The organism is Pseudomonas fluorescens (genome assembly GCF_902497785.1).
GTDB lineage: Bacteria > Pseudomonadota > Gammaproteobacteria > Pseudomonadales > Pseudomonadaceae > Aquipseudomonas > Aquipseudomonas fluorescens_BO.
In genome coordinates this window covers 146,421-160,281 of sequence record NZ_CABVHK010000007.1, presented here as the reverse complement: position 1 = coordinate 160,281, position 13,861 = coordinate 146,421, and the positions used below count along the sequence as shown (strand labels likewise).

The 13,861-nt window shown below is 59.5% G+C and carries 11 protein-coding genes; 3 read left to right on the top strand and 8 right to left on the bottom strand.

Translation table 11 applies throughout. The annotated features are described in order from the left end of the window. Positions 1 to 87: 87 nt before the first annotated feature. A complete protein-coding gene (betB, locus tag F8N62_RS12595) occupies positions 88 to 1,560 on the bottom strand; it encodes a betaine-aldehyde dehydrogenase (protein ID WP_150711220.1) in 1,473 nt (490 codons plus the stop codon). 109 nt (positions 1,561 to 1,669) lie between these two features. Then, a complete protein-coding gene (gene betI / locus F8N62_RS12590; protein WP_150711219.1) occupies positions 1,670 to 2,263 on the bottom strand; it encodes a transcriptional regulator BetI in 594 nt (197 codons plus the stop codon). Between the two features lie 379 nt (positions 2,264 to 2,642). Between betI and F8N62_RS12585 the strand changes: the two genes are divergently transcribed. After that, entirely contained in the window at positions 2,643 to 4,592 is a 1,950-nt protein-coding gene (locus F8N62_RS12585; RefSeq protein ID WP_224791367.1) for a BCCT family transporter, read from the top strand. A 175-nt stretch (positions 4,593 to 4,767) separates the two neighbouring features. On the opposite strand, the gene choV is transcribed toward F8N62_RS12585, so the two are convergent. The 3 genes from choV to F8N62_RS12570 form a co-directional block, all read right to left on the bottom strand. After that, positions 4,768 to 5,946 (bottom strand): choline ABC transporter ATP-binding protein, encoded by a 1,179-nt coding sequence (gene choV / locus F8N62_RS12580; RefSeq protein WP_150711217.1) that lies wholly within the window; start codon positions 5,944 to 5,946, stop codon positions 4,768 to 4,770. Further along, positions 5,943 to 6,788 (bottom strand): choline ABC transporter permease subunit, encoded by an 846-nt coding sequence (choW, locus tag F8N62_RS12575; RefSeq protein WP_109635476.1) that lies wholly within the window; start codon positions 6,786 to 6,788, stop codon positions 5,943 to 5,945. Before choW ends, choV begins: the two co-directional genes overlap by 4 nt. A 72-nt stretch (positions 6,789 to 6,860) precedes the next feature. Further along, on the bottom strand, positions 6,861 to 7,808 hold the full coding sequence (locus tag F8N62_RS12570) for a choline ABC transporter substrate-binding protein (RefSeq protein WP_150711216.1): 948 nt from the start codon (positions 7,806 to 7,808) through the stop codon (positions 6,861 to 6,863). A 435-nt stretch (positions 7,809 to 8,243) separates the two neighbouring features. Here F8N62_RS12570 and F8N62_RS12565 point away from each other — a divergent pair, with 435 nt between their 5' ends. Together F8N62_RS12565 and F8N62_RS12560 are read left to right on the top strand one after the other, a co-directional pair. Beyond that, on the top strand, positions 8,244 to 9,620 hold the full coding sequence (locus tag F8N62_RS12565; RefSeq protein ID WP_150711215.1) for an L-serine ammonia-lyase: 1,377 nt from the start codon (positions 8,244 to 8,246) through the stop codon (positions 9,618 to 9,620). A 610-nt stretch (positions 9,621 to 10,230) separates the two neighbouring features. Then, on the top strand, positions 10,231 to 11,334 hold the full coding sequence (locus tag F8N62_RS12560; protein WP_150579272.1) for a GlxA family transcriptional regulator: 1,104 nt from the start codon (positions 10,231 to 10,233) through the stop codon (positions 11,332 to 11,334). A gap of 81 nt (positions 11,335 to 11,415) precedes the next feature. Here F8N62_RS12560 and F8N62_RS12555 read toward each other — a convergent pair whose 3' ends face one another. The 3 genes from F8N62_RS12555 to F8N62_RS12545 form a co-directional block, all read right to left on the bottom strand. Then, positions 11,416 to 11,679 (bottom strand): hypothetical protein, encoded by a 264-nt coding sequence (locus F8N62_RS12555; protein WP_150711214.1) that lies wholly within the window; start codon positions 11,677 to 11,679, stop codon positions 11,416 to 11,418. 394 nt (positions 11,680 to 12,073) lie between these two features. Beyond that, positions 12,074 to 13,237, bottom strand: coding sequence for a gamma-butyrobetaine dioxygenase (locus F8N62_RS12550; RefSeq protein ID WP_150711213.1), 1,164 nt, complete (start codon positions 13,235 to 13,237; stop codon positions 12,074 to 12,076). Positions 13,238 to 13,250: 13 nt separating this feature from the next. Continuing rightward, a complete protein-coding gene (locus F8N62_RS12545) occupies positions 13,251 to 13,727 on the bottom strand; it encodes a thioesterase family protein (RefSeq protein ID WP_150711212.1) in 477 nt (158 codons plus the stop codon). Between the last annotated feature and the right edge of the window lie 134 nt (positions 13,728 to 13,861).

Genomic DNA, 13,861 nt, shown 5'->3' with positions numbered 1-13,861 from the left:
CGCGGTGTCTGGATAGGGGCCGCTGCGCAGCCCCAACGGGGATAAATCCCCTCGCCACAAAGGCGCTTGCTCCAGACTTCGCGGGTCTCAGAAAACCGAGGCGTAATCGCCCAGCTCAACCTGTACCGATTTGATGCGGGTGAAGTTGTTCAGCGAGCTGATGCCGTTCTCACGGCCCACACCGGATTGCTTGTAGCCGCCGACCGGCATCTTCGCGTCGGACTCGCCCCAGGCGTTGATCCAGCAGATACCGGCTTCCAGTTGATGAATCACGCGGTGAGCGCGGTTCAGGTCCTTGGTGACGATACCGGCGGCCAGGCCGAAGTCGGTGTCGTTGGCACGACGGATCACTTCTTCTTCGGTGTCGTAGGTCAGGATGCTCATCACCGGGCCGAAGATTTCTTCGCGCACGATAGTCATCTCGTCGGTGCAGTCGGTGAACACGGTCGGTGCCACGAACGCGCCTTTGGCGAATTCGCCGTCGGTCAGACGGTTGCCGCCGCACAGCACGCGAGCGCCTTCTTCCTTACCTTTGGCGATGTAACCCAGCACGCTTTCCATGTGGGCAAAGCTGACCAGCGGGCCGAAGTTGGTGTTCTCGTCTTCCGGGTTGCCGATGCGGATGCGCGCAACACGCTCAGCGATCTTGGCTTCAAACGCGGCTTTCAGGTGCGTCGGTACGAACACGCGAGTGCCGTTGGTGCAGACCTGGCCGGAGCTGTAGAAGTTGGCCATCATCGCGGTGTCGGCAGCGCGATCGAGATCGGCGTCGTCGAAAATGATCAGTGGGGACTTGCCGCCCAGTTCCATGGTCACGTCTTTCAGCGACGACGCGGACGCGCTGGCCATGACTTTCTTGCCGGTGTCGGTGCCGCCGGTGAAGTAAATCTTGTCGATGCGCGGGTGTTCGGTCAGCCAGGTGCCGACTTCACGGCCGCTGCCGGTCAGCACGTTGAACACGCCTGCCGGAACGCCAGCTTCGGTGTAGATCTCGGCCAGTTTCAGCGTGGTCAGCGAGGTGACTTCGCTTGGCTTGAAGATCATCGCGTTACCGGCCGCCAGGGCGGGTGCGGATTTCCACAGGGCGATCTGGATAGGGTAGTTCCACGCGCCGATACCGGCGACGACGCCCAGCGGCTCGCGACGGGTGTAAACGAACGAAGTGGTGCGCAGTGGAATCTGCTCGCCTTCGATGGCGGGCACCAGGCCTGCGTAGTATTCCAGTACGTCAGCGCCGGTGACGATGTCGACGTACTTGGTTTCGGAGAACGACTTGCCGGTGTCCAGGGTTTCCAGGGCGGCCAGTTCATCGTTGCGCTCGCGCAGGATGTCAACGGCACGGCGCAGGATGCGCGAACGCTCCATGGCGGTCATCGCGGCCCAGATTTTCTGGCCCTTTTCGGCGCTGACCACAGCGCGCTCGACGTCTTCCTTGGTCGCACGCTGGACGTTTGCGAGGACTTCACCGGTAGCCGGGTTGATGGCTTCGAAAGTGGCGTCGCTGCTGGCGTCGGAGTAACCGCCATCGATGTAGAGTTTTTGCAGTTCGAAACGGGCCATAGTGTCCTCGCAAGTGCATAAGTGGTTGGCGTAAGCCACTGCGTTGGAGCCATATAGTTGTGGCAACACCGATCAGTAGCAGTTCAGGGGTTGAGCGGTTATGTGTGCTCTAACTCACCTGCTTGGCCAATTGGAAATCCATGTATTCGTAAGCGATCCGGTGCGCCTGTTCGGTGTCGAAAGCATCTCCGGACAGCGCACCGCGCAACCACAAACCGTCAATGAGGGCTGCCAGGCCCCGGGCGGCACTGCGCGCGTCATCGAGCGGCAATACACGGCGGAACTGGCAGCACAGGTTGGAATACAGACGGTGATCGTTGATCCGCTGCAACCTGTGCAAAGACGGGTGGTGCATGCTGGTGGCCCAGAAGGCCAGCCAGGTTTTCATTGCCGGGCCATTGACCTGGCTGGCGTCGAAGTTGCCTTCGATGATCACCTGCAGATGCGCCCGCGGGCTGTCATCTGTGAGCGCCTGCCGGCGCGCGGTGACGTTCTCGCTGAGGACACTCATCAGGTACTGCGCCGTGGCAGCGATCAGGCCGTTCTTGTCCTGAAAGTAATGACTGATGATGCCATTCGAGACACCGGCCAGACGGGCGATCAACGCAATGCTGGCATCCCCCATCCCGACCTGATCAACGGCCTGCAATGTGGCTTCGATCAACTGCTGGCGACGGATGGGTTGCATACCGACCTTGGGCATCTTGCACATCTCCTTAGGCCTTCCGGCAGACGTCAGACGTCTATCGGATTGAGGACCAGTCTATTTTGTTTTGATTGAACGTTCAATCAACAAAGAATAAGATCTGCGACAAATCGTCGCTATTTACAGAAATTTCCTACGAGTAAATGGCGGCAAACCGACATTCAAAACTGCTCGAAACCCGTGCGCACTGGCGCTCCCGGGCTTCGGGCTTTTTTCGGGGTGTCTTTATATCACCCGCCGGTCGGCTGCCAACTAACCGATTGGTCGGGTAACGCGTTGCCTTGCGTTCTTCTCTCGCACTGCCTGGAGCATCTGTGCCATGAGTTCTGCCTCTCTTATAAAGACCCCGCCCGATAAGGTGACGGTCAACGGTTGGGTGTTCTACACCTCTACCGCGCTGATCCTGCTGTTGACCGCCATTCTGATCATCGCCCCGCAAGAGGCCGGCAGATTGCTTGCAACGGCGCAGGCCTGGCTGTCCCGCAGCTTCGGCTGGTACTACATGGTGGTGATTGCCGCCTATCTGGTGTTCGTCGTCGGTCTGGCGTTTTCGTCCTACGGCAAGCTCAAGCTGGGCAGCAAGGACGACACGCCGGACTTCAGCTACGGCGCCTGGGCGGGGATGCTGTTCTCGTCGGGTATCGGCATCTCGCTGCTGTACTTCGGCGCTTCCGAGCCGCTGGATCACTACTTCAACCCGCCGGAAGGCGTTTCGGCCAGCAACATGGCCGCGCGTCAGGCGGTGCAGCTGACCTTCCTGCACTGGGGTTTGCACGGTTGGGCGATCTACGCACTGGTCGGCCTCGCCGTCGCGTACTTTGCCTACCGGCATAACCAGCCGCTGGCTTTGCGTTCGGCGCTGTATCCGCTGGTGGGCGAGCGTTGGGTCAAAGGCGCGGCCGGTCACGCGGTGGACGGCTTCGGCATGTTCGTGACCCTGCTGGGGCTGGTGACGAACCTGGGGATTGGTTCGCTGCAAGTGTCGTCGGGCCTGGAAAACCTGTTCGGCATGGAACACAGCAACACCAACCTGTTGATCGTGATCATTGTGATGAGCACCGTGGCCACCATCGCCGCCGTGTCCGGCGTGGAAAACGGCATTCGGCGCCTGTCCAACCTGAACATCGTGCTGTTCAGCGGCCTGCTGATTTTCGTCCTGCTGTTCGGCCCGACCTTGCACCTGCTCAACGGCTTCGTGCAAAACGTCGGCGATTATCTGAACGGCGTGGTGCTGAAGACTTTCGATCTGTATGTGTACGAAGGCGACAGTGACAAGTCCGACCGCTGGTTGGGCCTGTGGACCCTGTTCTACTGGGCGTGGTGGATTTCCTGGGCGCCATTCGTAGGCATGTTCATCGCGCGTATCTCCCGTGGTCGCACCGTGCGTGAGCTGGTGGCCGGCGTGCTGCTGATCCCGCTGGGTTTCACCTTGGCGTGGCTGTCGATCTTCGGCAACTCGGCCCTGGACCTGGTGATGAACCACGGGGCGGTGGAGCTCGGGAAGACGGCGCTGGAACAGCCGTCGATGGCGATCTATCAGTTGCTGGAGCATTACCCGGCGTCGAAAGTGGTGATCGGCGTGTCGATCTTTGTCGGCTTCGTGCTGTTCCTGACCCCGGCGGATTCCGGCGCGGTGATGATGGCCAACCTGTCGTGCAAGGGCGGCAACGTCGACGAAGACGCCCCGCACTGGCTGCGGATCTTCTGGTCGGCGGTGATCACGCTGGTGACCATCGGCCTGTTGTTTGCCGGCAACTTCGAAGCCATGCAAACCATGGTGGTGCTGGCCGGTCTGCCGTTCTCGGTGGTGCTGGTGTTCTTCATGTTCGGCTTGCACAAGGCCATGCGTCAGGACGTGCAGATCGAACAGGAGCAAGCGGAACTGGCGGCACGCGGTCGGCGTGGTTTCAGCGAGCGTCTGACGCAACTGGACCTGCAACCGAACCAGTCGATCGTTCAGCGTTTCATGGACAAGCAAGTCAGCCCGGCGCTGGAAGATGCGACCGTGCAATTGCGCGCTCAGGGTCTGGAGGTGCAAACATTGCTGGGCAAGTCCAAGCGGTGCATGGGCGTGCGCATCGAGATGGAAGAGGGCAACCCTTTTGTCTACGAAGTGAGCCTGGATGGGTATCTGGCGGCGGCGAGCGAAACGGTTTCGGCTGAGAGCGCTGACGAGCCACGCGCGCGCTACTACCGCGCCGAGGTGTACCTGCACAACGGCAGCCAGGATTACGACTTGATGGGTTTCACCCAGGATCAGATCACCCGTGACGTGCTCGATCAGTTTGAAAGCCATCGGCAGCTCCTTGGCCGGGTTTATAGCTAAGGTGTAAATGGCGCGGTGTTTCAGTGACACCGCGTCAAAACTTTAAAGATCGCAGCCTTCGGCAGCTCATACGTCGATCGCATTCCGTAGGAGCTGCCGAAGGCTGCGATCTTTTGATCTTGCTCCTCAAACAAAAACGCCGCGATCCTCTCGCGGCGTTTTTGTGTCTGCGGTCTTACCCCAGGTTCTTGCCGAGCAGCGCGTGATACAACTCGCTGTCGCCGAGTATCCCGACCACTTTGTTGTTGTCGTGCAGCACCAGTTTGTTGCCGGTCTGATAACGAATCTGCAGCGCATCGCGCATGCCGATGTTCGAATCCACCAGCGTCGGCCGGCGACCCAGACCTTCAACCGCCTGCCCTGGAATCCAGTTCTGCAGGTCCAGGCTCTCGCCATTCTGGCGTGCGCCTTTGATGGTGTTGCCTTCGGCCAGGTCGAGCCACGAATCACCGCCCGGATCGAGACACACCGAACCGTTGATGCGTTTGCAGTTGTCGAGGGTTCGCATCAGGCTGCGACCGCACAGAACGTTCAGCGGGTTGGTGTGCGCGACAAAGGTCCGCACATAGTCATCTGCCGGGTTCAGCACGATTTCTTCAGGCTTGCTGTACTGGACAATCCGACCGTCTTTCATGATTGCGATACGGCTGCCCAGCTTCAGTGCCTCATCGAGATCGTGGCTGACGAAGACGATGGTTTTGTTCAGCTTGCTTTGCAGCGCCAGCAGTTCGTCTTGCAGGCCTTGGCGAATCAGCGGGTCGAGGGCCGAGAACGGTTCGTCCATCAGCAGAATGTCGGCGTCCATCGCCAGGGCGCGGGCCAGGCCGACGCGCTGCTGCATACCGCCGGAAAGCTCGTCGGGTTTCTTGTTGCGCCACTGGGTCAGGCCCACCAGCTCCAGCTTTTCGTCCACCAGCTTGCGCCGTTCTTTCTCTGGGCGACCCTGCATTTCCAGACCGAAGCTGATGTTTTCGCGCACCGTCAGCCAAGGCATCAGGGCGAACTTCTGGAACACCATGGCGATGCGCTTGGTGCGCATCATTTTCAGTTCGGCCGGGGTGCATGAAGCGATGTCGATCTGCTGGCCTTCGTGTTCGACGAACAGCTTGCCGCGGCTCACGGTATTGAGCCCGTTGATGCAGCGCAGCAGGCTGGATTTGCCCGAGCCGGAGAGGCCCATCAGCACGCAGATTTCACCCTTTTCAACGTCCAGACTGGCTTTTTCAACGCCGACAATCTGCCCGGTCTTTTTCAGGATCTGGTCACGGGTCATGCCTTGGTCAAGCAGTTTCAAGGCCTCGCGCGGGTCTTTGGAGAAGATTACGTCGACGTCTTCGAAGCGAATAATGCTCATGCGTCACCCCCTACTTTAGCGTCGGGTTGTTTGCAGATACGGTCGAGCATGATCGCCAGCAATACGATCGCCAGACCGGCTTCGAAGCCCAGAGCGATATCAGCCGTGTTCAGTGCGTTGACCACGGGTTTGCCCAGGCCGTCGGCCCCCACCAGTGCCGCGATCACCACCATCGACAGCGACAGCATGATGCACTGGGTGATACCGGCCGCGATGCTTGGCATGGCGTAGGGCAGTTCGATGCGTGCGAGCAGTTGGCGGCGCGAACAGCCGAAGGCTTTGCCGGCGTCCATCAATTCTGCGGGAACATCACGGATACCCAGGTAGGTCAGGCGGATCGGCGCGGCAATCGCGAACACCACCGTGGAGATCAGGCCCGGGACCACACCCAGCCCGAAGAGGGTCAGGGTAGGAATGAGGTAAACGAAGGTCGGTACGGTCTGCATCAGATCGAGCACCGGACGCATCAGGGTGTAGAACATCGGTTTGTGCGCGGCAACGATACCCAAGGGTACGCCGATGACCACGCAGACCAGGGTGGCGAACAGCACCTGGGCGAGGGTTTCCATGGTTTCCTGCCAGTACCCCAGATTGAGAATCAGCAGGAAGGAAGCGATGACGAAAACCGTCAGCCCCCACTTTCGTTGAATGAAGTGAGCCAGTAGCGCGATGAGGCCGATCAATGCCAGCGGGTTGAACCAGGTGAGCGCAAACGTCACGCCGTGGATCATCGTTTCCAGTGACACGGCGATTGCGTCGAAGGTGTTGGCGCCGTGTTGCGTCAACCATTCAACGAAGCCCGCGATGTACTGGCCTAGAGGTATTTTCTGATCAATCAGCATGGTAGTGAACGTCCGCATGCAAGGAAATAAACAGCCCGGACGGCCGAAGCCATCCGGCGTAAGCGGTGCTTCTTACTGCGCGAGCTTGGCTTTCACGGCTTCCAGGCCTGGTTTACCGTCAATGGTGGTCACGCCAGCGAGCCAGGTATCGAGCACCTGTGGATTTTTTTTCAGCCAGGCCTTGGCGGCCGCGTCAGGCTTCATTTTGTCGTCCAGGACGTTGCCCATCAGCGTGCTTTCCATGTCGAGGGTGAACACCAGGTTTTTCAGCAACTGTCCAACGTTGCTGCATTCCTGGGCGTAACCCTTGCGGGTGTTGGTGTAGATGGTTGCCTGACCGAAATTGGGGCCGAAGAAGTCGTCGCCGCCGGTCAGGTATTTCATCTTGAATCGCGTGTTCATCGGGTGCGGTTCCCAGCCCAGGAACACCACGGCGGTGTTGCGGCGCTGGGCGCGATCGACTTGCGAGAGCATGCCGGCCTCGCTGGACTCGACCACCTTGAAGCCGGCGTCTTTCAAGCCGAAGGCGTTCTTGTCGATCATGCTCTGGATCAGGCGGTTGCCGTCGTTACCCGGTTCGATGCCGTATATCTTGCCGTCGAGTTCTTTCTTGAACTTGGCGATGTCGGCGAAATCTTTCAGACCTTTGTTATACAACTCTTCCGGAACGGCGAGTGTGTATTTTGCGTTTTCCAGGTTGGCGCGCAGGGTGTCCACGGTGCCGGCATCGCGGTAGGCCTTGATGTCGTTTTCCATGGTCGGCATCCAGTTACCGAGGAAAACGTCCATGTTCTTGCCGTCGGCCAGGGACTTGTAGGTCACCGGCACGGAAATCATCGTGGTTTTGGTTTTGTAGCCCAGGGCATCGAGGACGACGCTGGTGGTGGCGGTGGTGACGGTAATGTCAGTCCAGCCGACATCGGAGAAGTTTACGGTACTGCATTGCGCCGGTTCGGCGGCTTGCGCCAGAACCGGCAGACTAAGCATGGCGGCCAACAACAACGACGGGGAACCTTTCATGGATGGACTCCTTGGTGTTTTTTTTGGCAGTGTTCCGACTGGACCACCGCACTTATAGGTTGCGGTTGGATGGCGTTTTGGAGACATCTCTACCACGGCGCCTTGCAATCGAGTCGATACGATCATGTACCAGTGAAAATCTGACGCCTACAGGGTGCGTCGTATCCAGTACAGGGATGGTCGCATCCAGTGTCGGTGACGTCGTTTACAGATTTTTTCAGCCCCTTTTGCCCACCTGAACCGCAAAAAAACGGCGAAACCACAGCGTAAAACCAGCGCGGCGTTCGTGGACATGAGTGCGTCGGTGTGAGACGTCGAACGACACCGCAAAAGCCCGATGATGCGGCCATCCCGGCGGATTGCAGCTTGAGCGTAGCAGCTCCGTCACTGGGCGCTTTTGCGTCCGGAGTTGGCACATCCAGGAGTTCGGCAGTAATGGCTATCAGCGTTTTCGACCTGTTCAAAATCGGCATCGGCCCTTCCAGTTCGCACACCGTGGGGCCGATGCGCGCCGCGGCGCTGTTCGTGCAAGGTTTGCGTGAACAGGGACTTCTGGAACAAGTACGGCGTGTCGAAGTTCAGCTCTATGGTTCGTTGTCCGCCACCGGTATCGGTCACGGCAGCGACAACGCGGTGATCATGGGCCTGATGAGCGAGTGGCCGGATGCGATCGATCCGTCGCAAATCGGCATCCGCATCGAAACCCTGCGCGAAACCCACACGCTATTACTCGACGGTCGCTTGTCGGTGCCGTTTATCTGGGCTCGCGACATGCGCCTGATCGACGAAAACCTGCCATTCCATCCCAACGCCATGACGCTGATTGCCGAAGACGATCACGGTGAGCTGCATCGTGACACTTACTATTCCATTGGCGGCGGTTTTGTCGTCGACGAAGCCCAGGCTTCCAGCGGCGTGGTGGATCTGGATCGCACCGAGCTGCCGTACGATTTCTCCAGTGCCGTCGAGCTGCTCAGCCTGTGCCAACAGCACAACCTGCGGGTGGCCGAATTGATGATGGCCAACGAAAAGGTGTGGCGCAGCGAAGAAGAAATACGCGCCGGGCTGATGAAACTCTGGCGGGCCATGCAGGATTGCGTCGAACAAGGCCTCAAACACGAAGGCATCTTGCCCGGCGGTCTCAATGTGCGCCGGCGTGCGGCCAAACTGCACCGCAGCCTGCAAGAGCTGGGCAAACCCAACGTGATCGGCTCGACCCTGAGCGCCATGGAGTGGGTCAACCTGTTCGCCTTGGCGGTCAACGAAGAAAACGCCGCCGGCGGGCGCATGGTCACGGCCCCCACCAATGGCGCGGCGGGGATTATTCCGGCGGTGTTGCACTACTTCATGAAATTCAGCGAGGCCGTGACCGACGCCAACGTGGTCGACTATTTCCTCAGCGCCGCAGCGGTGGGGATTTTGTGCAAAAAGAACGCGTCGATCTCGGGCGCTGAAGTCGGTTGCCAGGGCGAAGTCGGGTCGGCCTGCGCGATGGCGGCAGCCGGGTTGGCGGAGATTCTCGGCGCCACGCCAGAGCAATTGTGCAACGCGGCGGAAATCGGCCTGGAACACAACCTTGGTCTGACCTGCGATCCAGTGGGCGGACTGGTGCAGGTGCCCTGTATCGAGCGCAACGCGATTGCCGCGGTGAAGGCGATCAACGCGGCGCAAATGGCATTGCGCGGGGATGGTCAGCACTTTATATCGCTGGACCGGGTGATCCGCACCATGCGCGATACCGGGGCGGATATGCATGACAAATACAAGGAGACTTCGCGAGGCGGGTTGGCGGTGAGTGCGGTGGAGTGTTGAGACCGAGTTGACCTGTGGTGGGGAGAATTCTGAAGCCAAGGAAATTCCTGTGGTGAGGGCATTTCTGTGGCGAGGGGATTTATCCCCGTTGGGCTGCGAAGCGGCCCCAAAATTTATACGACTGCTGCGCAGCCGAACGGGGATAAATCCCCTCACCACAACCGACCTCGCTAAGCCCGACCTGACCAGTCAAAACTGCGCGCTAAGTGAACACCCGATTCAAACCGCGCCACGTTTTGGCGCGTCGCTTAGAGATAAGCGACACGCGACAAGTCAGGGATCCAAACCGGCCCCGATCGTCTGTCCGTCGTGCCTGCGGTGACACTCTCTCCCGAGTCGCCGCAGCCCAGTTCCCACAAGTGCTACCGATTTGCTCACCCGCAACGTGGCAATGCACTTGCAGCCATTGATGGCACTTAAATCTCAGCCGCCTTTCGCGTCATATCCAGACACATCACGACGTCGTTTTCAGGAGTTATTGAACGCGCATTCAATTTTAGGCATGGCATTTGCTCTGTCATTACAAAGCCCGTCTCCCACGCGAGAACGATGGCAATAACAAGAGCCTCCGCCTGAGGCCATCACCCGCTTTGTGTGAGGAGATACCGCGATGACGACGTCCAACTCCGGGGCCCAACCCCAGAACCGTGCGCCTCAATCCATCGGCTTTCTGCTGCTGGACAATTTCACGCTTATTTCTCTGGCCTCTGCCGTAGAACCCCTGCGGATGGCCAACCAATTGTCCGGTCGCGAGCTGTATCGCTGGACCACACTCACCGTCGACGGCGGTCAGGTCTGGGCCAGTGATGGTCTGCAGATCACCCCCGACGCCTCCATGCACAAAGCACCGTCCCTGGACACCATCATCGTCTGCGGCGGTATCGGCATTCAGCGCACCGTCACCCGCGAACACGTTTCATGGCTGCAAAGCCAGGCGCGTCAGTCCAAGCGCCTTGGCGCGGTCTGCACCGGCAGCTGGGCCCTGGCCTGCGCCGGTCTGCTGGACGGTTTCGATTGCAGCGTGCACTGGGAATGCCTGGCGTCGATGCAGGAAGCCTTCCCGCGTGTGGCCATGAGCACGCGCCTGTTCACCCTCGACCGCAACCGTTTCACCAGCTCCGGCGGCACCGCGCCGCTGGACATGATGTTGCACCTGATCAGCCGCGATCATGGCCGTGAATTGTCGGCGGCGATTTCGGAGATGTTTGTCTACGAGCGCATCCGCAACGAGCAGGATCACCAGCGCGTGCCGCTCAAGCACATGCTCGGTACCAACCAGCCGAAATTGCAGGAAATCGTCGCGCTGATGGAAGCCAACCTCGAAGAGCCGATCGACCTCGACGAACTGGCGGTGTACGTCGCCGTGTCCCGTCGCCAGCTCGAGCGCCTGTTCCAGAAATACCTGCACTGCTCGCCGTCGCGTTACTACCTGAAACTGCGCCTGATCCGCGCCCGGCAGTTGCTCAAGCAAACGCCGATGTCGATCATCGAAGTGGCATCGGTGTGCGGGTTTGTGTCCACGCCGCACTTTTCCAAGTGCTACCGCGAATACTTCGGCATTCCACCACGTGACGAGCGCGTAGGCTCCAACACCACGCAGCAAGTGGCGATGATGCCGCTGCCGCAAGCGTTGGTGCTGTCACCGTTGTCCGGGCCGTTGTCGGCGCTGAGTCAGGCGCGCAACGAGTCGACTTTCGCCAGCGTAAGGCTTTAAACAGAAAAAGATCGCAGCCTGCGGCAGCTCCTACAGAGGTCGGCGTAGGAGCTGCCGAAGGCTGCGATCTTTTGCTTTCTGTCAGGCGCTACGGCTCTGCTGATACGCCGCCAACGCCGGCAACAATTGCTTGTCTATCGCCTGGCGCACGGCCGGCAGAATGGTCGCGCTGCTGGTGTACATCTGCTTGACCATCGTGCGCAGGATCATCGCCCGCTCATCGTTCAAGCCGCGCACCGCGCACTCGCAAGCCTGCTCGGCGGTTGATCCGCCCGGCACTTGAAAACCCAGCGATTTCAGCTGGCCCAACAGGTCTTCCTGGTCTATCAAATCGGCGTGCATCATGACGCAATCCTTCTTCAGGGAACGGTGTCGTGGCTTGATTCTGGTAGGGGTGCGGGGTAGCGGGCAAGGGTGAATTGCCGCAATGGCCGCAATGGCTATGAACAGGTCGTTTTCGGCTAACTTGCCTTCGAGGGGAGGGGGCACACTGGATTCAGCTGGCAACACGAAGGTTTGGTCACCCTCGCGCAACGGCTCCTCAACAGTACCCACCTCTGCCCCGATCCTGTCACGGCTTGATCGGGGTTTTTTTGCCTGTGATTCGGGGGTTTTTGTGTTGCCTGTGCAGACGCCATCGCGGGCAAGCCCGCTCCCACAAGATTGGGGTTGCCGCAGATTTCGCGAGCGCCATCGAACCTGTGGGAGCGGGCTTGCCCGCGATGAACGTTAACTCGATCTAACGTTGCAACACGAGAATCCGCGACAACAACTCATCCCGATCGACATAACAACCCTGAAAATGCCGGGCGCCTGTCGCGGGATCAAACGCATTGCGCGCATGCAGGGTGCGGCGGTTATCGAAGCACCACAATTCCCCCGGATTCAGCCGTTGCATCACCCGGAATCGCGGTTCGCGAGTCATCGCAATAAAGCGGCGATAAGCGCGATACAACCTGGGCATCTGCTCCACCGAAGCCTCGAACGGCCCGCGCAAAAAGTTCGCCATGCGGATTTCCGACACCTGCCCCAGCGCATCCAGAGCAATGATCGGCGCCAGGCAGCGATAGTCGCTGTGGCGGTCTTTGTTGCGAAATTCCACAGGGACCTCGCAGAGGCTCTGGAACGCCTCGGGATCTTCCTGACGCAAGGCCTCGGCAATGGCAAAACCATCGACGAAGATACTCTCGCCTCCGTCCGCGTCATTGACCAGGCAATGCAGAAATTGCAGCCCCGGTTGCAGCTCCCGCGTTGGCAGGTCGCTGTGCAGCGGCAAGTTGAAAGCGGTGTAGGCATTGCTGTCGGCATCGGCTTTGGATTGCACGTTGAACAACACGCCGAAATTGCTTTCGCGGATGAATGAAATCCGCTGCGCGATTAGCTTCAACGAGCCCGGTTCGGTGGGCACGCCGCGCACTTGCGTCAAGCCGATATCCCGCACCGCCAGCAACCATTGCAGCAAGGCGTCGTTGTCGGTCATCAGCGCTTGATAGTCGAACACGGGCAGCTGCAAGTCGCTTTTCCACAGCCAGGATTTCGGCTTGCCAGCCCGGCGTTCTGCACGGGATTCGTCGTCATAGGCGTGGGCCCGTAACCAGCCCGGATCGAAACGACTCTGATGGCCGTCCTGCCAATCGACGCAAAGACAACCTTCTCCATCGATCCAGGTGTTTATCGCTGTCAGGTTCTCTGCCACATCAACGATTTCCAGCACCTGCTCACGGGTCACCGCGTAGACACATTGCGGGCACGGGCAGTTGTCGCGCAGCCATTGATGGTGGAAAGGGCTGACACGGTCATCGGCCCATGTCACCAGAACGCAATCCGCCTGGAGCTGCACGCCACTGAGCGCGCTGATCAACGGATAGGTACGAAAGTCGGCAAATGCAGCGGCAGTGTTCATGGCGATCTCCTTGTTATTTTTTTGCCGGTAAAGCGATCACTCGGCCGATGTAGTCGGGAGTCGGCAGGTCGGACTGCGCGGCGACCATGGCTTGCAACCTGCCCAGCGTTTCTTCGCTGAACGGCGCGGATCGTGGCCCGGCGAGGTCGACGTGCAGCAGCATTTGTTCATTGCCCGCCAGTTCCTTGGCATCGCCCGCCAGATGCAGGCTGTGGTAGAGGTGCAGGCGTTTACTGTCGTGACCGATGATTTGCGTGCGCACTTCAACGTCGGCATTGAGCTTCACTTCGTGCAGGTAATTGAGGTGCAGTTCGAGGGTGAACAACGAATGGCCGCTGGCTTCGCGGTTGTTGCTATCCATGCCCAGGCTGTCCATCAAGGCGTCGGTGGCGTAGCTGAAGATCAGCAGGTAAAACGCGTCGCGCAGGTGGCCGTTGTAGTCGACCCAGTCGGGGATGATTTTGGTTTGGTAGGTAGTGAGGGTGGGCATGATGAATGATCCAAGATGTGTAGTGACTGGACTGCCGCAATCGCGAGCAAGCTCGCTCCCACAAGGACGGCGCAAAACCGGTGGGAGCGAGCTTGCTCGCGATGGGGCCAGACCTGCCGGCCCCTAAGCTGAGG